Source organism: Cupriavidus sp. SK-3 (genome assembly GCF_000611145.1).
In the GTDB taxonomy this organism is placed as follows: Bacteria; Pseudomonadota; Gammaproteobacteria; order Burkholderiales; family Burkholderiaceae; genus Cupriavidus.
Genome location: NZ_JFJV02000210.1, coordinates 25,853 through 48,808, shown reverse-complemented (window position 1 = coordinate 48,808; position 22,956 = coordinate 25,853). Strand labels below are relative to the sequence as shown.

The 22,956-nt window shown below is 66.2% G+C and carries 22 protein-coding genes; 9 read left to right on the top strand and 13 right to left on the bottom strand.

Annotated elements, in window-relative coordinates; all coding sequences use genetic code 11:
* Window positions 1-51: 51 nt before the first annotated feature.
* Together CF70_RS20275 and CF70_RS20270 are read right to left on the bottom strand one after the other, a co-directional pair.
* Entirely contained in the window at window positions 52-831 is a 780-nt protein-coding gene (locus CF70_RS20275; RefSeq protein ID WP_035868581.1) for an oxepin-CoA hydrolase, alternative type, read from the bottom strand.
* 93 nt (window positions 832-924) lie between these two features.
* Window positions 925-2,448, bottom strand: coding sequence for a 3-hydroxyacyl-CoA dehydrogenase (locus tag CF70_RS20270; RefSeq protein ID WP_035868579.1), 1,524 nt, complete (start codon window positions 2,446-2,448; stop codon window positions 925-927).
* Window positions 2,449-2,670: 222 nt separating this feature from the next.
* On the opposite strand from CF70_RS20270, the gene CF70_RS20265 reads away from it, so the two are divergent.
* On the top strand, window positions 2,671-3,312 hold the full coding sequence (locus CF70_RS20265) for a glutathione S-transferase (RefSeq protein WP_035868577.1): 642 nt from the start codon (window positions 2,671-2,673) through the stop codon (window positions 3,310-3,312).
* Between the two features lie 143 nt (window positions 3,313-3,455).
* On the opposite strand, the gene CF70_RS20260 is transcribed toward CF70_RS20265, so the two are convergent.
* Entirely contained in the window at window positions 3,456-4,652 is a 1,197-nt protein-coding gene (locus CF70_RS20260; RefSeq protein WP_035868573.1) for a pyridoxal phosphate-dependent aminotransferase, read from the bottom strand.
* A gap of 54 nt (window positions 4,653-4,706) precedes the next feature.
* On the bottom strand, window positions 4,707-5,246 hold the full coding sequence (locus CF70_RS20255; RefSeq protein WP_035868571.1) for a putative toxin-antitoxin system toxin component, PIN family: 540 nt from the start codon (window positions 5,244-5,246) through the stop codon (window positions 4,707-4,709).
* Window positions 5,247-5,285: 39 nt separating this feature from the next.
* Between CF70_RS20255 and yaaA the strand changes: the two genes are divergently transcribed.
* Both yaaA and CF70_RS20245 read left to right on the top strand, forming a co-directional pair.
* Window positions 5,286-6,071, top strand: a complete 786-nt coding sequence (gene yaaA / locus CF70_RS20250; RefSeq protein ID WP_035868568.1) for a peroxide stress protein YaaA — start codon at window positions 5,286-5,288, stop codon at window positions 6,069-6,071.
* A gap of 111 nt (window positions 6,072-6,182) precedes the next feature.
* Window positions 6,183-7,325, top strand: coding sequence for a M14 family metallopeptidase (locus CF70_RS20245; protein ID WP_035868565.1), 1,143 nt, complete (start codon window positions 6,183-6,185; stop codon window positions 7,323-7,325).
* 78 nt (window positions 7,326-7,403) lie between these two features.
* Here the strand turns inward: CF70_RS20245 and CF70_RS20240 are convergent, their stop codons facing one another.
* From CF70_RS20240 to CF70_RS20230, 3 genes are all read right to left on the bottom strand, one after another.
* Window positions 7,404-8,231 (bottom strand): BspC domain-containing protein, encoded by an 828-nt coding sequence (locus CF70_RS20240; RefSeq protein ID WP_414629465.1) that lies wholly within the window; start codon window positions 8,229-8,231, stop codon window positions 7,404-7,406.
* 293 nt (window positions 8,232-8,524) lie between these two features.
* A complete protein-coding gene (locus CF70_RS20235) occupies window positions 8,525-9,397 on the bottom strand; it encodes an N-formylglutamate amidohydrolase (protein WP_035868559.1) in 873 nt (290 codons plus the stop codon).
* A 12-nt stretch (window positions 9,398-9,409) separates the two neighbouring features.
* Window positions 9,410-10,396: a tripartite tricarboxylate transporter substrate binding protein BugE gene (locus tag CF70_RS20230; RefSeq protein ID WP_035868556.1), complete on the bottom strand. Its 987-nt coding sequence runs from the start codon at window positions 10,394-10,396 to the stop codon at window positions 9,410-9,412.
* A 132-nt stretch (window positions 10,397-10,528) separates the two neighbouring features.
* Here CF70_RS20230 and gcvA point away from each other — a divergent pair, with 132 nt between their 5' ends.
* The 3 genes from gcvA to CF70_RS20215 all read left to right on the top strand — a co-directional run bounded on the left by gcvA (window position 10,529) and on the right by CF70_RS20215 (window position 14,365).
* Window positions 10,529-11,431 (top strand): transcriptional regulator GcvA, encoded by a 903-nt coding sequence (gene gcvA / locus CF70_RS20225; protein WP_035868553.1) that lies wholly within the window; start codon window positions 10,529-10,531, stop codon window positions 11,429-11,431.
* Window positions 11,432-11,837: 406 nt separating this feature from the next.
* A complete protein-coding gene (locus CF70_RS20220; protein WP_035868550.1) occupies window positions 11,838-13,211 on the top strand; it encodes a DUF1800 domain-containing protein in 1,374 nt (457 codons plus the stop codon).
* A 5-nt stretch (window positions 13,212-13,216) separates the two neighbouring features.
* Window positions 13,217-14,365 (top strand): DUF1501 domain-containing protein, encoded by a 1,149-nt coding sequence (locus CF70_RS20215; RefSeq protein ID WP_035868547.1) that lies wholly within the window; start codon window positions 13,217-13,219, stop codon window positions 14,363-14,365.
* Between the two features lie 47 nt (window positions 14,366-14,412).
* On the opposite strand, the gene CF70_RS20210 is transcribed toward CF70_RS20215, so the two are convergent.
* The 3 genes from CF70_RS20210 to CF70_RS20200 are packed head-to-tail and all read right to left on the bottom strand — an operon-like array spanning window position 14,413 to window position 17,173.
* Window positions 14,413-15,588 (bottom strand): vWA domain-containing protein, encoded by a 1,176-nt coding sequence (locus CF70_RS20210; protein WP_035868545.1) that lies wholly within the window; start codon window positions 15,586-15,588, stop codon window positions 14,413-14,415.
* Window positions 15,589-15,640: 52 nt separating this feature from the next.
* Complete coding sequence (locus tag CF70_RS20205; RefSeq protein ID WP_035868543.1) at window positions 15,641-16,255, bottom strand: GNAT family N-acetyltransferase; 615 nt, start codon at window positions 16,253-16,255, stop codon at window positions 15,641-15,643.
* A gap of 39 nt (window positions 16,256-16,294) precedes the next feature.
* Window positions 16,295-17,173: an AAA family ATPase gene (locus tag CF70_RS20200; protein ID WP_035868540.1), complete on the bottom strand. Its 879-nt coding sequence runs from the start codon at window positions 17,171-17,173 to the stop codon at window positions 16,295-16,297.
* 409 nt (window positions 17,174-17,582) lie between these two features.
* Between CF70_RS20200 and CF70_RS20195 the strand changes: the two genes are divergently transcribed.
* Both CF70_RS20195 and CF70_RS20190 read left to right on the top strand, forming a co-directional pair.
* Window positions 17,583-17,930: a c-type cytochrome gene (locus CF70_RS20195; protein WP_035868537.1), complete on the top strand. Its 348-nt coding sequence runs from the start codon at window positions 17,583-17,585 to the stop codon at window positions 17,928-17,930.
* A 12-nt stretch (window positions 17,931-17,942) separates the two neighbouring features.
* Window positions 17,943-18,341, top strand: a complete 399-nt coding sequence (locus CF70_RS20190; RefSeq protein ID WP_035868534.1) for a c-type cytochrome — start codon at window positions 17,943-17,945, stop codon at window positions 18,339-18,341.
* A gap of 144 nt (window positions 18,342-18,485) precedes the next feature.
* Here CF70_RS20190 and aroG read toward each other — a convergent pair whose 3' ends face one another.
* A complete protein-coding gene (aroG, locus tag CF70_RS20185) occupies window positions 18,486-19,565 on the bottom strand; it encodes a 3-deoxy-7-phosphoheptulonate synthase AroG (RefSeq protein WP_035868531.1) in 1,080 nt (359 codons plus the stop codon).
* A gap of 314 nt (window positions 19,566-19,879) precedes the next feature.
* On the bottom strand, window positions 19,880-20,191 hold the full coding sequence (locus tag CF70_RS38085; RefSeq protein ID WP_081862256.1) for a helix-turn-helix domain-containing protein: 312 nt from the start codon (window positions 20,189-20,191) through the stop codon (window positions 19,880-19,882).
* A 216-nt stretch (window positions 20,192-20,407) separates the two neighbouring features.
* Between CF70_RS38085 and CF70_RS20175 the strand changes: the two genes are divergently transcribed.
* Window positions 20,408-21,463: a class I SAM-dependent methyltransferase gene (locus CF70_RS20175; RefSeq protein ID WP_035868528.1), complete on the top strand. Its 1,056-nt coding sequence runs from the start codon at window positions 20,408-20,410 to the stop codon at window positions 21,461-21,463.
* A 36-nt stretch (window positions 21,464-21,499) separates the two neighbouring features.
* On the opposite strand, the gene tldD is transcribed toward CF70_RS20175, so the two are convergent.
* Entirely contained in the window at window positions 21,500-22,939 is a 1,440-nt protein-coding gene (tldD, locus tag CF70_RS20170; RefSeq protein WP_035868794.1) for a metalloprotease TldD, read from the bottom strand.
* Between the last annotated feature and the right edge of the window lie 17 nt (window positions 22,940-22,956).

Genomic DNA, 22,956 nt, shown 5'->3' with positions numbered 1-22,956 from the left:
CCCGTCTGCGCGGGCATGGTCGGCGTGGTATTGCGTGGCCAGGTCGGCCGCTCAGCGATAGTTCGGCTTGCGCTTTTCCAGGAAGGCGCCAATGCCTTCGCCCGCATCCTTGTGATGCAGCGCGGCCACGAAGTTGTCGCGCTCTTCGGTCAGGTGCCCGGTCAGGCTGGCGGTGCCGGCGTGATTGATCAGCGCCTTGATGCGGCCCACGGCATGCGGCGAGCGCGCGGCCAGCGTTTCGCCCAGGCGCAGCGCTTCGGTGAGCGCCTGGCCGGCCGGCACCACGCGGTTGACCAGCCCGAAATGGGCCAGGCGCGCGGCATCGATGGGCTTGCCTTCCATCATCAGTTCGGAGGCGAGCTGGCGGGGCAGGGCGCGGGCCAGTTCATACGAGCCGCCACCGTCAGGCGTCAGCCCGACATTGACGTAGGCCATGACGAACTTCGCATCGCTGGCGGCCACCACGAAATCGCATGCGAGCACCAGCGAGAAGCCAGCGCCCGCGGCAGGGCCTTCCACCGCCGCGATGATGGGCTTGGGAAAGGCGTGCAGCGTTTCGATCCAGTGATTGAGGACTTCGATGCTCTCGGCCTGCACCTCGGGCGGCTTGGCGCGGTTGCCCAGCAGGCGGTTGAGGTTGCCGCCGGCACAGAACACGCCGTCGGCGCCGGTGATCACCACCGCGCGGATTTCCTGATCGCGCGAGGCAAGTTCAAGTGCTTCCTGCGATGCCGCGTAGATGTCCGGGTGCAGCGCGTTGCGTGCCTCGGGGTTCGAGATGGTCAGCACCAGAGTGGAGTCGACGCGTTCGGATAGCAGCTGTGCGGTCATGGCGGCCTGTGGGAAGAAGCGAATGCAACAATGCAGAAGCGGGGGGCGGATACGAAACGACCGCAGGCCAAGGCAAGCCTGCGGTCGCGGTTCTTACTGCTCTTCGGCCAGCAGCGACAGGCCGAGGCCGGCGCGGCGCCACAGCCACGGGCTGGGGCGGTAGCGCATGTCGCCGGTCAGGCGTTCCAGGTTGCGCAGCACCGTCAGCACCAGGTGCGGGCCGATCACGTCGCCCAGCGCCAGCGGGCCCTTGGGGTAGCCCAGGCCGAGGTTGACGGCGAGATCGATGTCGACCGGCGTGGCAATGCGCTGCTGCGCGATGTCGCTGGCGATATTGACGATGCAGCTGACAATGCGCTGGGCCACGAAGCCGGCCGAGTCGCGGATCACGGTGACGGGCACGCCATCGCTGCCGAACAGGCCGTGCGCGGCCTCGCGCATGGCGGCCGAGGTGGCGGGCGTGGTCATCAGCGTGCGGCGCTTGGTGGCTTCGAACGGCAGCAGGGTGTCGATGGCGACCACGCGGGCCGGGTCCAGGCCTTCCTGCAGCGCGCAGGTGGTGGCGTCCAGGCCCAGCGGCGTGACCACGATCAGGGCCTCGCCGGAGGGATGGTTGCCGGCTTCCGGCGTCATGCCCAGCGCGAGGATCAGCTTGACGGCCATGTCATGGCCGCGCTCGTCGGCGCGGCTCACCCAGATGCTGGCGGGGCGCGCGGCCGGCACCGCGACAGCGGCGGGCACCTGCTTCTGGCCATCCGCGTATTTGTAGAAGCCGGCGCCGGCCTTGCGGCCGATCAGGCCGCCCACCGAGCGGATCGCCGTGATGGGCGACGGGCGGTAGCGCGGCTCTTGGTAGAACTGGTTGTAGATGGATTCCATCACCGGGTGCGAAACGTCCAGCCCGGTCAGGTCCATCAGTTCGAAGGGGCCCATGCGGAAGCCGGCCTGCTCGCGCATGATGGCGTCGATGTCGGCGAAGTCGGCCACGCCTTCCTGCGCCACCTTCAGGCCTTCGATATTCATGCCGCGGCCGGCATGATTGACGATAAAGCCGGGCATGTCCTTGCAGCGCACCGGCGTGTGGCCGAGCCGGCGCGACAGCGCCATCAGCGCATCGCCCACGGCGGGGTCGCCCGACAGGCCGTCGATGACCTCGACCACCTTCATCAGCGGCACCGGGTTGAAGAAGTGGTAGCCGGCGATGCGGCCCGGATGCCTGGCACCGACCGCGATCGCGGTGATCGACAGCGAAGAGGTGTTGGAGGCAATCACCGCATCCGGGCGCAGGATGGCTTCCAGCTTTGCCACCAGGTCACGCTTGACTTCCAGCTTCTCGACGATGGCCTCGAGCACCATGTCGCAGCCGGTCAGGTCATCCAGCGTGGCGCAGGGCAGCACGCGGGCCAGCGCCGCTGCGCCGTCCTCTGCACTCATCTTGCCCTTTTCGGCCAGCTTGGCGAAGGTGTCCTGCAGGTGTTGCCGGGCCGCCGCCACGGCTTGCGCGTTGGTGTCGTACAGGCTGACGGTCAGGCCGGCTTGCGCGGCGATCTGCGCAATGCCACGGCCCATGGCGCCCGTGCCGACGATGCCGAGGGTGTCGATGGTGAAAGTGCTCATAGTGCTTCCAGAAAAGTGTGGTTAAATTAGCACGATCGTACGTTTTTTGCATCATCCGCGACAGTGGGGCGATGCAAGCGGCGTGCGCTGATCGGCCAGAACGGACCACCAGAGTCTGTCATGGCTCACAATGCCTGTTGATCAGGTATGCGCAGGACACGACGCCCCTGATTCCATCGCGATTCCCCCCTGCGGGTCGCAATTAACGAGGAGAGAGACGACATGCTGAAACTTTGTGGCTTTGCCGCCAGCAACTACTACAACAAGGTCAAGCTGGCCTTGCTGGAGAAGAACCTGCCGTTCGAGGAAGAACTGGCCTGGATCGGCAAGACCGATCTCGAAGCCTCGCCCTTGGGCAAAGTGCCCTACATGATCACCGATCACGGCCCGCTATGCGAGTCCGAAGTGCTGGACGCCTATATCGAGTCGACCTATCCGCAATCGCCGTTGCTGCCGGCGGACCCTTACCAGGCCGCGAAGGTACGCGAACTGGTGATCTTCCTCGAGCTTTACCTGGAACTGACCGCGCGCGAGCTGTATCCGGAAGCGTTCTTTGGCGGCAAGGTGAGCGATGGTGTGAAGGAGCGCCAGAAGAAGCTGCTGGAGCGATATATTCCCGCGTTCGCCAAGCTGGCGAAGTTCTCGCCTTACCTGGCTGGCGAGACCTTCACGCTGGCGGACTGCGCCGCGGTGGTGCACCTCCCGCTGATTTCGTCGTGCACCAAGATCATCTACGGTACGGACATGCTGTCCGACCTGCCGGTCAGGGATTACCTCAAGCGGATGGGCGAGCGGCCCACCGTGCAGAAGGTGAACGCGGATCGCAAGGCGAACACGGAGCTGATGCTGAGCGGGCGGAAGTAAGTCAGGGTTTGCTCCAGGCAAAACGCCCGCGATCCGCGGGCGTTTTGCGTTGATGATCTTGCGTCAGGGGCGGGAGCGGCTCGCAGGACCGTTCTGCCTGGGTTACCAGCGCCGCACGCAGTCCCGCAGGCGCGCGCTCTCTCTTACAACGCCTTCAACCTCGCCAGAGCCAACGCCAGCGTCTCCTCCTTCTTGGCAAAGCAGAACCGCACCAGGCCAGACTCGCGCGGCTGCGAATAGAACGCCGACACCGGGATCGCCGCCACCCCGATCTCGCGCGTCAGCCACATCGAGAAATCCGCCTCGCTCATATCGGAAATGGCCGAGTAGTCCACGCACTGGAAGTAGGTGCCATCCGACGGCAGCAGCTTGAAGCGCGTGGTGGCCAGCCCGGTGCGGAAGAAGTCGCGCTTGGCCTGGTAGTAAGCCGGCAGGTCCAGGTAAGGCGCGGGGTCCGCCATGTAATCGGCCAGCCCGTACTGCACCGGCGTATTCACCGTAAACACGTTGAACTGGTGCACCTTGCGGAATTCCGCGGACAGCGCCGCCGGCGCGGCCACATAGCCCACCTTCCAGCCGGTGACGTGATACGTCTTGCCGAAGCTCGACACCACGAAGCTGCGCCGTGCCAGTTCGGGATGGCGCGATACCGACTGGTGAAGCTGGCCGTCGAACACCATGTGCTCGTAGACCTCGTCGGACAGCAGCAGGATATCGGTGCCTGCCAGCAGTTCGGCCAGGCGCTCCATGTCGCCCGCACGCCAGATGGTGCCGGTGGGGTTGTGCGGGGTGTTGATCAGCAGCATCCGCGTGCGCGGCGTGATGGCAGCGGCGAGGCGGTCGAAGGGGATGCGGAAGTGCGGCGCGTCCAGCGCGACCGATACCACCTTGCCGCCGGCCAGTTCGATGGCGGGGATGTAGCTGTCGTAGCAGGGCTCCAGCACGATCACCTCATCGCCCGGATGCACCGCGCACAGGATGCTGGTGAGGATGCCCTGGGTGGCGCCGGCTGTGACCGTGATTTCGCTGTCCCAGTCGTAGGCATGGCCGTACAGCTTGCCGATCTTGTCGGCGATGGCCTGGCGCAGCTTGGGCACGCCCGCCATCGGCGGGTACTGGTTGAGGCCCGAGCGCATGGCGTGCGCGACCGCATCGACGATCTTCGGATCGCAGTCGAAATCCGGGAAGCCCTGGCCCAGGTTCACCGCGTTGCGCTCGGCGGCCAGCGCCGACATCACGGTGAAGATGGTGGTGCCGACGTTGGGCAGGCGCGACGTCGGCGGGGTGAGCGGGGCGAGGGTGCTGGCGCCGGACGGGGCGCTCGGATTGGTGGTGGGCATGGGAAGCTGCGTCAGGCTGGACGGTCTGGATGGACGGGAAACGTTGCTGGCATTCTAGCGGGGATCGGCCTGCGCCTGCGCATGGCGTGCCGCCAGCCACCCGGCGAAGGCCTGGGGTAGCAGGATGTCCACGCCGCTCTGGCGGCGCAGCCGGCTCTTCAGCTTGAGCACAGCCTTGTCTTTGGACACCAGGCAGGCCGCCTGGGCAAAGTGCGCCAGTTCGATGAACTTCTGGTCGTCGGTGTCGCGGCAGCGCGGCAGGCGCGCCGCCAGCGTCTCGGTTTCCTCCGGGATGGCGAAGGCGGTGGTCAACCGGTCCACCGTGGCCATGGCGGCGGGAATGTCGACACCGAAATGGGCAAATTGCGGATAAGCCAGCACACGGCGCAGTTCCTCGCGGCAGTCGGGCCGGATTACCGCAGTGATGGCGCCGCTGTGCAGCGCGGCCCGGATGGGTTCGACATGGGGGTCGGCAAAGACCAGCAGGTCGACCCAGATATTGGAGTCGAGCACGACCCGCGGCGCGGGCAGGGCGGCAAAGGCAGGCTCGGCTGGCGGGGAATTGGCGGGTACTGCGGTGGATTCAGGGTGCATTCGTTACAATCTGGCCTTTGTGTTTGCCGCGATTTTGCCATGCTCATCGTCCTGTCCCCTGCCAAGTCGCTCGACTACGAGACGCCCCCGCGTCTGAAGACCCATACGCTGCCCCGTTTCATCGACCGCTCGGCGGTGTTGATCGAGCGCCTGCGCAAGCTCGCGCCGCAGGATATCGGCGCGCTGATGGACATCTCCGACAAGCTCGCGGTGCTCAATGCCGTCCGCTACGGGGACTGGTCGCCGGAGTTCACCGCGGCCAACAGCAAGCAGGCCGTGCTCGCCTTCAATGGCGACGTGTACGACGGCCTGGACGCGTCCACCCTGTCCAGCGAAGATCTCGCCTTCGCGCAGAAGCACCTGCGTATTCTTTCCGGGCTGTACGGCGTCTTGCGGCCGCTTGACTGGATGCAGCCCTACCGGCTGGAAATGGGCACGCGGCTGGACAATGCGGCGGGCAAGGATCTTTATGCCTTCTGGGGCGACGACGTCACCCGCTTGCTGCAGGAGGACTTCAGGGAGCAGAAGAGCGAGGGTAGCCCCACCCTGGTCAACCTGGCCTCCGAAGAGTATTTCAAGGTGGTGCGGCCCAAGGTGCTCGCGGCCAGGATCGTTACGCCGGTATTCGAGGACTGGAAGGGTGGCCGCTACAAGATCATTTCCTTCCACGCCAAGCGGGCACGCGGCTATATGGCCCGCTATGCAGTGACCCACCGCATCACCGAACCGGCAAAGCTCAAGCGTTTCGCCGAGCATGGCTACGCCTTCGACGCGGCAGCCTCCGACGACGCGCGCTGGGTATTCCGCCGGCGCCTGGAAGACTGAAGCGCAAACCGACCAACGCCGGCCGGCCTGGTGCCGGCCTGCCCCCGAACCCAGCGCCAGGGCTTGCCGAGAAAACGGTATCCCGGCGCGAACCCTGCGAGATTCCACGCCATGACCAGAGCCCTGCATATCTCCGCCAGCTTCGATGCGGGCGCCATCGAAGTCGAGTCGCTCGCCCAGGCCGACGACATCCGCCTGCGCATCCGCGCCGACTCGCACGCCGAATTTCGCCAGTGGTTCCATTTCCGCTTGCAGGGCGCGGCAGGGCAGGCCTGCCGCCTGCGGTTCCTCAATGCCGGCGACTGTACCTACCCCGATGGCTGGCGCGGCTACGAAGCCGTGGCCTCGTACGACCGCGCGCACTGGTTCCGCGTGCCGACCATCTTCGATGGCAGCACCATGACGGTGGCTTTCACGCCCGAGCACGACAGCGTCTGGCTGGCCTACTTCGAGCCCTATTCCGACGACCGCCACCTGTCGCTGCTTGCCGGTTGCCAGCGCTCGCCGCTGGCGCGCCTGTCGCACTTGGGCAGCACCGTGGACGGCCGCGACATGACCGCGGTCACGGTGGGTATGCCCGGCGACGGCAAGAAGACCATCTGGATGATCGCGCGCCAGCATCCCGGCGAAACCATGGCGGAGTGGTTCTGCGAGGGCGTGCTGCAACGCCTGACGGGCACGGGCCTGTGGGCCGGGGACCCGGTGGCGCGCCGCCTGCTGGAGCGCGCCGTCTTCCACATCGTGCCCAATATGAATCCCGATGGCTCGGCGCGCGGCAACCTGCGCACCAATGCGGCCGGGGCCAACCTCAATCGCGAATGGATGGCTCCCAGCCAGCAGACGAGCCCCGAGGTGTATCACGTGCGCCGCGCCATCGAGGCCACCGGCTGCGACATGTTCTTCGATATCCACGGCGACGAGGGCCTGCCCTATAACTTCGTCGCCGGCAGCGAGATGCTGCCCGGCTTCACCGAAGCACAGCGTGCCGAACAGTTGCGTTTCATCGACGCGTTCAAGCGCGCGACGCCGGACTTCCAGGACGTCCACGGCTATGCCGCCAGCAAGTACAACGCGGACGCGCTCAAGCTGGCCTCGAAGTACATCGGCCATACCTTTGGCTGCCTGTCGCTGACGCTGGAGATGCCGTTCAAGGACAATGCCGATCAGCCCGATCCGGCGGTGGGCTGGAACGGCGCGCGCAGCGCTTTGCTGGGCGCGGCAATGCTGCAGGCCATCCTGGAGCAACTGGGCTGAACGCACGGATGGCCAGATAGCCGCCCGCCGGGCGGCTATCTGGCGGGGCGCATCAGTTCGCCTTGATGCGCGCTGGCATTAATTCGTCTTTTTGGTGGTCGACTTGCTGCTGCTCTTGCTGCTCTTGCTGGCCGGCTTGGCGCTGCTGCTACTGCTGCCGGCTTTGGAAGAGGTTGCCTTGGTGGACTTGGTGCTGGTGGTAGCCTTGCCCGAGCCCGACTTGCTTGCCTTGCTGCCCTTGTGGGCTTTGCTGCTGGTGGCCTGGCGCGTAGTCGCGCTGCTGCGTACGGCGGGCGCGGCGGCCGGTTCGCTGATGATGGTGCCGCTGCCATCGAGCAGTTCGTAGGCCAGCATCATGCCGTCGGCATAGCCGCAGCGCACCTTGACCGGTTCCCACTGGGCTTCGGCACGGCGCTTGTGGGCGGTGGCGGTAAAGGTCACCACGGCGCTGACCGGAACCGCCTGCTTGCCTTGCGAGAAGCGGCCATCCCAGGGTTCCACGGTGGCCTGGCCGGCGCCGAGCGCGCCGGTGGGGATCTTCAGTGCGTCGTAGGTGGCCGAGCGGGGCACCACCCAGCTGGCGTGCGCGGCGCAATCGGCCACATCCGCGCTCGCATTCTCGGTTTGCATCAGTTGCTGGCGCATCTGCGCACGGTACTCGGCCAGGCTCACGCGGCCTTGCGCGGGTAGCGTCACGGTCTTGGTGGGCGGTGCCGCAGTGGCGGCAGCCACGGGCGGGGCAGGGGGTGCGGGTTTGGCGGCCTGGGTGGCGATGCCGGGCGTTGCCACGGCGTCGCGATCATTGAGCGGAGTATCGGCGCAGCCCACCAGGGCGATCGCACCTGCCACTGCAGCAGCGAGCGAGCACAGCCGGCTGCTGATGAGGTCAGAGAGTCGTCGGATCACGGGATCGTCTTGCTTTGGAGCATAAGGGGTTGGCAAAGGTCTGCCATGATAGAGGAAACCCATGCAGCAAAGTTCCGAAATCTCCCGGCGTAAGGGTTCCACCCGAAGCGGGTTGCTGCCGGCCTTGCGGCCGAGTGCAGCCTTCGGCGCGGCGGCAAAGACCGCCGCGGGGGCGGCGGGGGGGGGGGGGAAAAGGCCCGCGGGGGGAGCGGCGGTGCGGGATTTGGCGCGAGCTGCGGTGGCGGTGCGGCCTGCCCTGCATTGCACGGCGGGCCGCATGGTTTCCGGTGCGCTCAAGCGGCCTTGACGAAGGCCTTGAGCTCGTCCAGCAGCGCGTTGAGATCGGCCTTCAGCTTGCCGAACCCGGCGTTGTGCACGAGGCCGACTTCATCCATGTACAGCTTGCGGTTGATCTCGAGCTGCAGGCTGTGGCGCTTCTGTGCCGGCTGCCCCACCACGCGCACGATCTCCACGCCCTTATAGGGGTGGTTGCGCCAGACGTCGTAGCCCATCTCCTTGAGCACGCCTTCGACGCGGTCCGTGAAGCGCGTATCGCAGGTGGTGCCGTCGCGGTCGCCGACCACGAAGTCGGGATGCTGCAGTCCCGGATGCTCGGTGGCGTACTGCGCCGCTTCGCTGGGCATCGAGTGGCAGTTGATGTGCCACGCGCTGCCATGGCTGGCGATAGCCTGGTCGGCCAGCTTCTGCAGTTGGGCGTAGTAGGGCAGGTAGTACTGTGCAATGCGCGCCTGCACCTCGGCCACGCTCAGCTTGCGGTCGTAGATGGCTTCGCCGGTATCCAGCACGCGCCACACCAGCCCCTTGCCGAGTCGGGTCTTGGAAGTTTCCTGGCGCGGGCCGGGCCAGGGCGCGTCCAGCAGGGCCTCGTCGATTTCCTCGATGCCGCGGTTGGCATCGAGGTAGCTGCGCGGGAAGCCCGCGCACAGCAGCGCAATGCCGCGTGCGGGAGCGTCGGCGTACAACTCGTCGACGAAGGTGTCTTCGGCCTGGCGCAGCAGCGCCAGGGGCAGGCCGGCGGCCGGCCGGAAATCAGCCGGGTAGCTGGTGGCGCTGTGCGGGGAATCGAGAAAGAGCGGGCTGCGCTCGCCTTGCGGCAGTTGCAAGAGGTAAGGGCTGAGCCCGGTCTTTCGGTCTGCTTCCGTCATGATGGGTGTCGGTTAATCCAGGGTGATCTTCGCTGCGGCGGCGATGCGTTTGTTCTTCGCGACTTCGGATTTGATCTGCGCGGCGAACTCGGCCGGTGTATTGCCAACCGGCACCGCACCCAGCTTCTCCAGCTTAGCCTTTACTTCGGGCATCGCCAGTACCTTGACGGCGGCGTTGTGCAGCTTGGTCTGCACGTCGGCGGGCAGGCCGGCCGGCGCGATCAGGCCGAACCAGGCGGCATCGTTGACTTCGGGCAGGCCGAGCTCGGCAAAGGTCGGCACATTGGGCAGGGCCGGCACGCGCTTGGGCGAGGCTACGGCCAGGGCGCGCAGCTTGCCGCCTTCGATAAAGGGCAGCGACGAGGGCAGGTTGTCGAACAGCACCTGCACCTGGTTGGCCAGCGCGTCGTTCAGCGCGGGGCCCACGCCCTTGTACGGCACGTGCAGGAGTTCGGTCTTGCTGCTCATCTTGAACAGTTCGCCCATCATGTGCGAAACGCTGCCGTTGCCGGCCGAGCCGTAGGCCATCTTGTTCGGCTGGCTCTTGGCCAGGGCGATGAAGGCCTTCATGTCGTTGGCCTTCACAGCCGGGTTGATGCTCATCACGTTAGGCACCGAAGCCAGGTTGGTGATGGTGGTGAAGTCCTTGTTGGCATCGTAGGACAGGCGCGGGTACACGGCGGGGTTGATGCCATGCGTGGAAGCCGTGGCGATGCCCAGGGTGTAGCCGTCCGGCGCGGCCTTGGCCAGGTAGCCGGTACCGATGCTGCCGCCGGCGCCGCCGCGGTTGTCCACCACCACGGTCTGGCCCAGTTGCTGGCCGAGCTTGTCGGCCACGATGCGCGCGACGATGTCGGTGGTGCCGCCTGCGGGGAACGGCACGATCAGCGAGATCGGCTTGGTCGGGTAGCCGCCCTGGGCCGCGGCCGAAAGCGACAGGCCAGCGGCGGCGGCGCCAGTGGCGGCGGCAAGGAGGCGGAGCATGTTACGGCGTTGCATGGTTCGGTTCCTGAATGGAGGGAGAGAGGGGAGAAAAAGGGCTTTCGCGATTCTGCTTGTTTGGGCAACGACACCGCAAACGAATTAAAATCGCGGGATCATTCCGTTTGGTAGTGAAGTAAGGGGTTATCTATGCGGCGCTTGTGTCCGTCGCTGACTGAATTGCAGGCCTTCGAGGCCGCCGCCCGCTACAACAGTTTTACCGCCGCGGCGCGGGAGCTCCACGTCACGCAGGGTGCGGTGAGCAAGCAAGTGCGCAGCCTGGAAGCCTTTCTCGGCGTGGAGCTGTTCGAGCGCGTGCGCCAGCGCCTGATGCTCACGGATGCCGGCCAGCGCTACCTGGACCGTATCCGGCCCAGCCTGACCGAGATCGAAGCCGCCACGGTGGAACTGATCGCCCGGCAGGGCCGCGGCGGTACCTTGCACATTGCCAGCATGCCCACGCTTGGCGCCAAGTGGCTCATCCCGCGCCTGCCGCAGTTTTTCGAGAAACATCCCGATGTCAGCCTGGAGTTCGTGCCGCATGCGCAGGGCTACGATTTTTCCCAGCCCGACCTCGACGCCGCCATCCGTTTCGGCGACGGCATGTGGCCGGGCAGCCTGGCCGACTACATGACCGGCCGCGAAGTCCTGCCGGTGTGCCGGCCCGCCCTGCTGGCGGGCGAGCCCGAAGGGATGGTGCGCACGCCTTCGTCCCTGCTGCGCTTTCCCCTGCTGCATCACACCACGGTGCCCGAAGCCTGGCCTGACTGGTTCGCCGAGCTTGGCGTCGCCACGCGCAAGGCCTGGAGCGGCGCGCGCTTCGACCAGTTCTCGCTGCTTACCCAGGCGGCGATGTCCGGGCTTGGCGTCGCGCTGATCCCGCGCTGCCTGATCGAGGAAGAGCTTGCCACCGGCGTGCTGGTGGTGGCGCATCCGGCACGGGTGCTGAGCAAGAAGGGCTACTACCTTTGCTATCCGGAGCAGAAACAGCATCTGCCTGCCCTGCAAACCTTCCGCCAGTGGGTGATGGAAGGGGTCGACGTGGTGGCATGACGGACCCTTTGTAATCAAGACTTACGTTTTTCCGCAAACGAATTTCCGGCCGGCGGCGTTTAAGAGATAGGTCAGACATGACGACCCCGGGGGCTAGTGGCGCCGGGGCCTGGACTGGAGAATCTCATGTGCGGGTCGACATTTCCCTTCCCTGTTTTGCCCACGGCCAGCCTCGTACGGATTGTCGACGCTACGCCGTCCGGCTGCGCGATCTTGCCGGCGCGGCCTGCCACCACCATCGCGCGCCGGTCTTTGCCTGCTGACGCGGCGCGGGCAGGCGCGGCATTCACGGAGGATGAACCGGCAACGCGGGACCACAGCCATTGAGCGACAAAGCAGCAACCAGCAGGGCGGCAGGTCGCCACGCCGCCCGGGCGCAAGACGCGGACTTCCGGGAGAGCAACGCATGACCACCACCGCCATGACAACCGCGGCCATCGCGGTCAACCGCTTCGGGCTGGGCGCGCGCCCCGACGAATCCCTGCCCGCCGATCCACGTGGCTGGCTGCTCGACCAGTTCGAGCGCTACCAGGCAAGACCGGTGCCCTGGAGCGCGCAGCCCGACACGGCGGCGCTGGCCGGCGCGTATGGTGCCCAGCAGCGCGAGGTCCGCCAGTCGCAGGCTGACGTCAAAGCCGCCGCTCGCCAGCAGTTGCAGCGTGAGACGCGCGAGGCCTACCGAAATGCCGTGGACGCACGCGTGACGAGCGCGCTGGTTACGCCTGCGCCGTTCGTCGAGCGGCTGGTGCACTTCTGGTCCAATCACTTCGCGGTCTCGGTCGAGAAGCCGGCGGTAGCCGCGCTGGCCGGCGCATTCGAGGCCGAGGCGATCCGCCCGCACGTGCTTGGACGCTTCGAGGACATGCTGGTGGCCGTGGAGCGCCATCCCGCCATGCAAGTCTTCCTGGATCAGGTGCGCTCGATCGGGCCGGACAGCGTGGCCGCCCAGCGCGCGCCCGGACGGCAACTCGGGCTGAACGAAAACCTGGCGCGCGAAATCCTGGAGTTGCATACGCTGGGTGTGCGCAGCGGCTACCAGCAGGCCGACGTCACCGAGTTCGCGCGCGCGCTGACTGGCTGGAGCATTGGTGGCCTCGGTGCCCGCGCAGAAGGCGAGCCAGGGCACTTCGAATTCCGGCCTCGCCTGCATGAGCCCGGCGCCCGGACCATCCTGGGCCGCACCTACGCGCAGCAAGGCGAGGCGCAGGCACTGGCGGTGCTGCACGATCTCGCGCACAGCGAAGCCACCGCGAACCACCTCGCCACCAAGCTGGCGCGGCACTTCGTCGCCGATACGCCGCCGCCGGCACTGGTGACACGTTTGTCAGATGCATACCTGCGCAGCGGCGGCGCGCTGTCCGAGGTGTATCGCGCGCTGGTGGAATCACCCGAGGCGTGGGCCAGTGCGCCGGCCAAGTTCAAGACGCCGTGGGAGTGGGCCGTGTCCTCGCTGCGCGGGCTGGGGCTGCGCGAAGCGGGCGCGCAGCATTTCGCGCCAATGCTGACCCAGCTTGGCCAGCCGGTCTGGCGGCCGGGATCGCCCGCGGGCTACGACGACATCGCCGCGAGCTGGGCCGCGCCCGACGCGCTGGTGCGGCGGGTGGAACTGGCACAGCGCCTGGCCGCGCGCGTCGGCGACCGGCTCGATGCGCGCGAGCTTGGTCCCCGGCTGCTCGCCGGTTCGTTGTCCGCACCAACCGCCGGCGCCATCGCACGCGCCGAAAGCGCCCAGACCGCGCTGGCCTTGCTGCTGGTCTCGCCCGATTTCCAAAGGAGGTGATCGTCATGTTTTCCCGCCGAGATTTCCTGCGCGTCACCGCCGGCGCGGGCGCCATGCTTGCACTGCCACGCCTCACGCTGGCCAGCGTGGATTCCGACCGGCGTTTTGTCTTCGTCATCCAGCGCGGCGCCGCCGACGGCCTGAACACCGTGATCCCCTACGCCGATCCCGGCTACGCCCGCCTGCGCGGCGCGCTCGCCATCGACGCCACGCAGGCCACGCGGCTCGACGGCACATTCGCGCTGCATCCCGCGCTGGCGGAGACGGCGCGTCTCTATGCCGCCGGGCAGGCGCTTTTCGTGCAGGCGGTGGCATCGCCTTACCGCGAGCGCTCGCACTTCGACGGCCAGAATGTGCTGGAGACCGGCGGCAATGCGCCCTACCAGGTCAAGGACGGCTGGCTGAACCGGCTGGTGGGCATGCTGCCGAAGCGGACCGATAACGCGATCGCCTTCGCGCCGACCGTCCCGGCAGCCTTGCGCGGGACGGCCGATGTCAGCTCCTATGCGCCATCGGCCTTGCCGGCCGCGCCGGATGACCTGCTGGCGCGTGTCGGGCAGCTCTACGAGATGGATGCGCAACTGCATCCGCTCTGGAACGCCGCGATGCAGGCCCGCGGACTCGCCGGCGATGCCGGCGCGCGCCAGGACCCGGCCAGCCTGGGACGCCTTGCCGCCGGCTTCCTGGCGCGGGCGGACGGGCCCCGCATCGCCATGATCGAGACCGGCGGCTGGGATACGCACAGCGCGCAGGTGCCGCGGCTGGCCGCCCGGCTCAAGGCGCTGGACGCGATGCTGGCGGCGCTGCGCGACGGGCTGGGCCCGTCATGGGAGCGCACCACGGTATTGGTGGCTACCGAGTTCGGACGCACCGCTGCCGCCAACGGTACCGGCGGCACCGATCACGGCACGGCGGCGGCGGCGATGCTGATGGGCGGCGCGGTCAAAGGCGGGCGGGTGCTGGCCGACTGGCCCGGCCTGTCGCCGGGCGAGCTCTACCAGGGACGCGACCTGGCACCCACGACGGAACTGGACGGATTGATCGCCGCGGCTGTGGCACAGAGCTTCGGGCTGGATAGCGAGCGCGTGGCGCGCACGCTGTTCGGGCGCGGGGGCGGGCAGGGGGGAATGCTGGGCGGACTGCTGCGCGCCTGAGTCAGGCGGGCGGCAGTCCGGGTCCGGTTGATGCCGGATATTTCCGGCTACTTGGAGAGCAGGCGCATCGCCTGCTCCAGGCCGGCGAGCGTGACGGGATACATCCGCGACTTCATGATCTGGTTGATCACCGTCACCGATTGCCGATACTGCCACAGCCCTTCCGGTTCAGGGTTAAGCCACACAAAGCGCGGGAACTGCTCGATCAGCCGGTTGAGCCAGACCGCGCCCGCTTCCGGATTGTTGTACTCCACCGACCCGCCGGGCTGCAGGATTTCATACGGACTCATGGTGGCGTCGCCGACAAAGATCACCTTGTAGTCCGGCGTGTACTTGTGGATCAGGTCCCAGGTAGCGATCTTCTCCGCATGGCGGCGGCGATTGTTCTTCCACACGTAGTCATACACGCAGTTGTGGAAGTAGTAGTACTCAAGGTGCTTGAACTCGGTCTTTGTCGCCGAGAACAATTCCTCCACGCGCTTGATGTGGTCGTCCATCGAACCGCCCACATCCATCAGCATCAGTACCTTGACCTTGTTGTGGCGCTCCGGCCGCAGCTTGATATCAAGCAGGCCCGCGTTGGCCGCGGTCGAGTGGATGGTGTCGTCCAGGTCCAGTTCGGTCTCGGCGCCTTCGCGGGCGAACCGGCGCAGGCGGCGCAGCGCCACCTTGATATTGCGCGTGCCGAGTTCGACCTGATCGTCGTAATCCTTGTACGCCCGCGTCTCCCACACCTTGATGGCGGTGCGGTTGCCCTTGGAGGGGCCGCCGATGCGAATGCCTTCCGGGTTATAGCCGCCATGCCCGAACGGCGAGGTGCCGCCCGTGCCTATCCACTTGTTGCCGCCCTCGTGTTTTTCCTTCTGCTCGTCGAGCAGCTGCTTGAGCCGCTCCATCAGCTTGTCGAGCCCGCCCATGGCTTCGATCTTGGCCTTTTCCTCGGCCGACAGCTCGCGCTCCAGCGTCTTCTGCAGCCAGTCCAGCGGAATGTCGGATTTCCAGTCGACCAGGCTTTCCACGCCCTTGAAGTAGGCCGCGAAGGTCTGGTCGAACTTGTCGAAGTGCTTCTCGTCCTTGACCAGCGTCATGCGCGACAAGTAGTAGAACTCGTCGATCGACGGCGTGATGACCTCGGACTTGAGGGCTTCCAGCATGGTCAGGTATTCCTTGACCGACACCGGCAGCTTGGCGTGGCGCAGCGAGAAGAAGAAATCGATCAGCATGGTGGTCTCGCTTAGAGTTTTCCGGAGCGGGGGCGGTGGTTCGCGGGCGTGTTCACGATGCGCGCCCCGGCAGGTCCAGGCGGTATTGCAGGTGGCGCTTCACGGTCGGCCATTCGCTGGCGATGATGGAGAACACCACGGTGTCGCGCAGAGAGCCGTCGGGCATGCGCTGGTGGTTGCGCAGCACGCCGTCCTGCTTGGCGCCGAGACGGGCGATGGCGGTGCGGCTCTGATGGTTCATCCAGTGCGTGCGGAATTCCACCGCGATGCACGCCAGCTGCTCGAACGCGTGCGTGAGCAGCATCAGCTTGCATTCGGTATTGACTGCGCTGCGCTGCACGCGCTGCGCGTGCCAGGTATGGCCGATCTCGAGGCGCCGGTGCGTGCCGTCGACGTTGAAGTAGCGGGTCGCGCCCACCACCGCGCCCGGCACGCCGTCGCGGATCTCGCGGATCACGAACGGCATCGCGCCCTGTTGCTCGCGCATCTGCAGCGCGGTGTCGAGCCAGGCGCGGACCTGGTCAGGCGCCGGCACCGAGGTGTACCACAGCTTCCACAGTTCGCCGTCCGCGACCGCGGCCTGTACCTCCGCTTCATGCTCGGGGCGCAGCGGTTCCAGCAAGGCGTGCCGGCCGCGCAGGGTGATGGGTTCGATAAAACGTGCCATGGCTTGGTGGTCCGATGCCGTTGCGGTGCTTGGCTGTGTTCAGCGATTGGCGCGGTTCATGAACACCAGGCGCTCGAACAGGTGCACGTCCTGTTCGTTCTTCAGCAGCGCGCCGTGCAGCGGCGGGATCGCGGCCTTCTTGTCCGGGCTCTTGAGTGCTTCGGGCGGGATGTCCTCGGCCATCAGCAGCTTGAGCCAGTCGATCAGCTCGGAGGTGGAGGGCTTCTTCTTCAGGCCCGGCAGGTTGCGCATTTCATAGAAGGACTCGAGCGCGGCGGCCACCAGGTCGCGCTTGATGCCGGGATAGTGCACGTCGACGATGCGCTGCATGGTCTCGGCGTCAGGGAACTTGATGTAGTGGAAGAAGCAGCGGCGCAGGAAGGCGTCGGGCAGTTCCTTCTCGTTGTTCGACGTGATGATCACCAGCGGGCGGTGGCGCGCCTTGACCAGCTCGCGCGTCTCGTACACATAGAACTCCATGCGGTCGATTTCGCGCAGCAGGTCGTTGGGGAATTCGATGTCGGCCTTGTCGATCTCGTCGATCAGCAGCACCACTTGCTGGTCGGCCTCGAACGCCTGCCACAGCACGCCCTTGACGATGTAGTTGCGGATATCGTGGACGCGGTCATCGCCCAGTTGCGAGTCGCGCAGGCGCGACACCGCGTCATATTCGTACAGGCCTTGCTGTGCCTTGGTGGTGGACTTGATATGCCACTGCAGCAGCGGCATGCCGAGCGCCGCCGCCACCTCCTCGGCCAGCATGGTCTTGCCGGTGCCGGGCTCGCCCTTGATCAGGAGCGGGCGCTGCAGGGCGCGGGCCGCGTTGACGGCCAGCTTGAGGTCATCGGTGGCGACGTACTGCTGCGTGCCTTCGAAACGGGACTGCTGGTTCTGGCTGGCGTTGGTGGTGTTGGACATGAGGCAACCTGAGGGGTTTGTGCGTGTCGGAATGGGCCAGTATAAAAGAGCTTTCCGGTTCGCGTGTGGCGCGCCGCTCCATGCTGGACTGTCACGTGCAGCCTGCTGTACAATGCGGCGGTTTGACGCGCCCCCCACGTCCACGACTCCACCGCCCCGCTCTGTCCGCCTCGTCACTCCCGCGGTCCTTGCCGGGAGGCGGCGATCGACAAGAGATGGTTCCAGAATGAGGCGGAGACAGCGCCGATATGCCTGGCAGTGTCCAGGTGTCCGGCCCAAGCTGGCGGCCCACACTGGCAGCGCCGCATCCGGCCGCAGGCCGATGCGATCCTGCCGGACGCATTCTGAAGCCATTTCCGACCGGTCGGGCAGGTCACGCAGGGTTTAACACTTCCAATCAGCTACGACAATGAAAAAGCTCCTCACGATGGTGGTGCTGGGCGCGGCCGCAACGGCTGCGCAAGCCCAGGAAGTCAAGGGCAATGTGGACGCCGCCAAAAACAAGGTTGCGATGTGTATTGGTTGCCATGGTATTCCCGGCTATCGGGCCTCCTTCCCCGAGGTGTACCAGGTGCCCCTGCTCGGTGGCCAGAACGCCAAATACATCGAGAACGCGCTGAAGGAATACCAGAAGGGCGACCGCAAGCACCCGACCATGCGTGGCATTGCCGCGACCCTGACTGACCAGGACATCGCCGACGTGGCTGCCTACTACGCGCAGCAGAACTCCGGCTCGCAAAACAACACCCAGAAGTAAGAGGACCCATTCATGAATACGCTTAAGACGCTTTCGCTCGCGATCGGCGCACTCGTGCTGGGCGCCTCGGCCATCACGGCCTCGGCTGCCGACCTGGCCGCCGGCAAGGCGCTGGTGGAGAAGGGCAACTGCGTGGCCTGCCACGGTGCCGGCATGAACGCCCCGATCAGCCCGGATTACCCGAAGCTGGCTGGCCAGCACGCCGACTACCTGTACCACGCCCTGGTTGCCTACCAGATCACCACCAACCCGCAGGTGGGCCGCTCCAACGCCATCATGGCTGGCCAGGTCAATGCCAACCCGGGCGTGACGGGCAAGGACGGCAAGCCGCGCCCCTTTTCGCGTGAAGAGCTGAAGGACATCGCCGCCTACATCGAGTCGCTGCCGGGTGGCCTGGTTCTGAAGAAGTAAGCACCCCGCCGCCGGCACGCGCCGCGCGACGAAGAAAAAAAGCCGCTGATGTCCTGCGGCTTTTTTCTTGCTTGCGGCTTGTGACACGAGGGCGGGACCCGCCCTGGAGCGCCTCGGCGCTCCGGGGCCAGGTCCCGGGCCGGATCAGTTGCCGGTGCTCTCGGCCAGGCGCCGTGCCTTCACGGCATTGGCCAGCGTTTCCAGCACCTTCACCGAGTCATCCCAGCCGATGCAGGCATCGGTGACCGACTGGCCATAGGTGAGGTCTTCCACCGGCGTGCCCTGGATGTGATCCTGGCGGCCGCCTACCAGGTGCGACTCCACCATCACGCCGACGATGCGCTCGTCGCCTGCTGCCAGCTGGCGGCCGATGTCCTCGCAGACCGGGATCTGGTTCTCGTGCTTCTTGCTGCTGTTGGCGTGCGAGGCATCGATCATCAGGCGCGCGGCCAGGCCGGCCTTGGAGATGGCTTCGCAAGCTTCCTGCACGCTGGCGGCATCGTAGTTGGGCGTCTTGCCGCCGCGCAGGATGATGTGGCAATCCTCGTTACCGGATGTCGAGACAATGGCGGAGTGGCCGCCCTTGGTCACCGACAGGAAATGGTGGGGCTGCGAGGCAGCCTTGATCGCATCGACCGCGATCTTGACGTTGCCATCGGTGCCGTTCTTGAAGCCTACCGGACACGACAGCCCAGAGGCCAGTTCACGGTGCACCTGGCTCTCGGTGGTGCGCGCGCCGATGGCGCCCCAGCTGACCAGGTCCGCGATGTACTGCGGGCTGATCATGTCGAGGTATTCGGTGCCGGTCGGCACGCCCAGTTCGCTGATATTCAGCAGCAGTTCGCGGGCGATGCGCAGGCCATCGTTGATCTTGAAGCTGCCATCCATATGCGGATCGTTGATCAGCCCCTTCCAGCCCACCGTGGTGCGCGGCTTCTCGAAATACACCCGCATCACCACTTCCAGTTCCCCGGCGAAACGGTCGCGCTGGACCTTGAGCAGCTTGGCGTACTCGAGCGCGGCGCGGGTGTCGTGGATGGAGCAGGGGCCGATGATGACGATCAGGCGGTCATCCATGCCGTGCAGGATCCGGTGCATGGCCTGGCGAGCGCCGTAGATCACGTCGGACGCCTTTTCGGAGCAGCCGAATTCGCGGATCAGGTGCGCCGGCGGCAACAATTCCTTAAGTTCGCGAATGCGCAGGTCGTCGGTGTTCTTCAGCATGATGGCTCCGGATTTTGTAGGGTCGTGTGTTTGGGGTGTCTGGGCTAGAGCTTGGTGCGGGCCGGGATAAAAAAAGCCGCCAGGTTCGCTGGCGGCTTTTTTTGAATTCTGGAGGCACTTACGATCGTCCCTCTCCATCCGCCAGCGGTGCGAGATCGCTAAAAAAGTAAAAATAAAACTTAGCGGACATGGATGGGATCAGGCTCAACTGGCGTCGGTTATTTGCGGCAACGCGTCACGAGATGGCAGAAAATTGCGCCAAGCCTGCCAAATCTGCGGGCTGCGGCGGTTGATCATCGGGCAACGAAGCATCTTTATAGCGCGTTTTCAGGGGCTTGGCAAGCGTCCGGCAGTACCCCCGGCACATTTTCGAGCCGCCCCGTGGCGGGCCCCGGATCGAGCTCCAGCCCGCGCATTACGGCGGCGGTGCGATTCTCCACCCCCAGCTTCACGTACACATGCTGCAGGTGCTTTTGCACGGTGCGGGCACTGATGCCGAGCATGGCGGCGATCTCGCGATCCGTCTTGCCATGCGCCAGCCAGCGCAGCACCTGCTGCTCGCGCACGGTCAGCCTGGCGAGCATGGAGACCGCATGGACGTCCTGGCTAAGGCTCGATGTACGCATTGCGGCAGATAGAGGGCCAGCGCGGCGGTACGCAATGCTGCGTATTGGCGCGTTCCTGTGCGTGAACCAACATGGATGAGGCCAGTATAGGCGCAGCCGGCGCGCGCAGCGGCGCGGTGGCGGCCCCTGCACAGGTTTGCCCGGGGGAAGACAGGCGAACGTGGCGTGCCAGGCTTGTCCGGCACGGGCGGGGTCATTTGGGGGGAGTACAACACCATGCCGATCGACGAAGGGAGGCTGAAGGCCTTCATGGATCAGTTCGTCCAGGATTTGGGGGCGGTCATGCATGCCGCGACCATCGTGTTGGGCGATGCGCTGGGGCTTTACAAGGCACTGGCCGAGAAGCCGATGACCGTACAGGTGCTGGCCGAGAAGACGCACACGGATGAACGCTATCTGCGTGAGTGGCTGTCCGCGCAGGCGGCCAGCGGCTATGTCGCCTATGACGCGGCGAGCGAGATGTTCAGCCTGACGGAGGAGCAGGCATTCGCGCTGGCCCAGGAGGGCAGTTCCGCCTTTATTCCGGGCGCCTTCCAGATCGCGGTGGCACAGTTCAAGGCGATCCCCAAGATGGTGGATGCCTTTCGCAACGGCCGCGGACTTGGCTGGCACGAGCACGATCCGTCGCTGTTCCACGGCACGGAACGTTTCTTCCGGCCGGGCTATGCCGCGCACCTGACTTCGGAGTGGATTCCGGCGCTCGAAGGGGTGCAGGCCAGGCTGCAGGCGGGCGCGCGCGTGGCCGACGTGGGCTGCGGGCATGGCGCCTCCACCATCATCATGGCCCAGGCTTATCCCGCATCGGAATTCCACGGCTTCGATTACCACGAGCCATCGATCCGCTTCGCCACCGAGGCGGCGAAGCGCGCCGGCCTGCGTGACCGGGTGCATTTCGAGGTGGCAAAAGCCAAGGAGTATGGCGGCAAGGACTACGACCTCGTGGCCGTGTTCGATTGCCTGCACGATATGGGCGATCCGGTTGGCGCGGCCGCCCACGTGCGCGAGACCTTGCGCCCGGACGGCACCTGGATGATCGTCGAGCCCTTCGCCAACGACCGGCTGGAGGAGAACCTGAATCCGGTCGGGCGGGTGTACTACTCTGCCTCGACCTTCATCTGCACGCCGGCGTCGCGTTCGCAGGAGGTGGGCCTGTGCCTGGGCGCCCAGTCGGGCGAGGCGCGCATGCGCTCGGTGGTGCAGCAGGGCGGTTTTTCGCGCTTCCGCCGGGCGGCGCAAACGCCGTTCAATCTGATCTACGAGGCGCGGCCCTGAAGGGGAGAGCGGCCGCGCCCGGCGCCAAGCCTGGCCTCAGGCGGTGCCGCCCACCGTCATGTTTTCGATGCGCAGGGTCGGCTGGCCCACGCCCACGGGCACGCTCTGGCCTTCCTTGCCGCATACGCCCACGCCCGAGTCCAGGCGCATGTCGTTGCCGATCATGGTGACGTCCTTGAGCGATTCCGGACCGTTGCCGACCAGCGTGGCGCCCTTGACCGGCGCGGTGATCTTGCCATCCTCGATCAGGTAGGCCTCGCTGGCGGAGAAGACAAACTTGCCGTTGGTGATATCGACCTGCCCACCGCCGAAGTTGACCGCGTAGAGGCCGCGCTTGACGCTGGCGATGATCTCCTGCGGATCCCGGTTGCCGTTGAGCATATAGGTGTTGGTCATGCGCGGCATCGGCAGCGCGGCGTAGCTTTCGCGGCGCGCGTTGCCGGTCACAGGCATCTTCATCAGGCGCGCGTTGAGCGTGTCCTGCATATAGCCCTTGAGGATGCCGTCCTCGATCAGCGTGGTGCACTGGGTGGGGTTGCCCTCGTCGTCGAGGTTGAGCGAGCCGCGGCGGTTGGCCAGCGTGCCGTCGTCCACCACGGTCACGCCCTTGGCCGCCACCCGTTCGCCCATGCGGCCGGCGAATGCCGACGAGCCCTTGCGGTTGAAGTCGCCTTCCAGTCCGTGGCCGATGGCTTCGTGCAGCAGCACGCCTGGCCAGCCCGGGCCGAGCACGACCGTCATGGCGCCGGCGGGAGTCGGGCGTGCCTCGAGATTGACCAGGGCCGAGGCCACCGCTTCGTCCACATACTTCTGCAGCAGTTCGTCGCTGAAATATCCGTAGGCATAGCGGCCGCCACCACCGGAGGAGCCGATCTCGCGGCGCCCGTTCTGCTCGGCGATCACCGTGACGGAGACCCGCACCAGCGGCCGCACGTCGGCGGCGATGACGCCGTCGCTGCGCGCCACCAGGACCACGTCGTACTCACCGGCCAGGCCCGCCATGACCTGCACCACGCGCGGATCCTTGGCGCGTGCCATGCGTTCCACGCGTTCGAGCAGCGCTACCTTGTCGGCGGCTTCCATCGAATCGAGCGGGTCGTTGGGCGAGTACAGGTTGCGCCCGCCCTGGGAGGCCATCTTGCCCGCCACCTTGACGCGGCCGCTGCCGGCGCGGCCGATGGTGCGGGTCGCGGCCCCGGCCTTCAGCAGGGCGTCGAGGCTGATGTCGTCGGAGTAGGCGAAGGCCGTCTTGTCGCCGGACACGGCGCGTACGCCCACGCCCTGGTCGATGCTGAAGCTGCCCGACTTGACGATGCCTTCTTCCAGGCTCCACGCTTCGTTGCGGGTGTACTGGAAGTACAGGTCGGCGTAGTCGACCTTATGGGTGAAGATGTCCGCCAGCACGCGCTGCAGCTTCACTTCGTCGAGGCCGTAAGGAGCCAGCAGCAATTGCTGGGCGGTGGCGAGGTTGCGGATTCCGAGGTCGCCGGCGT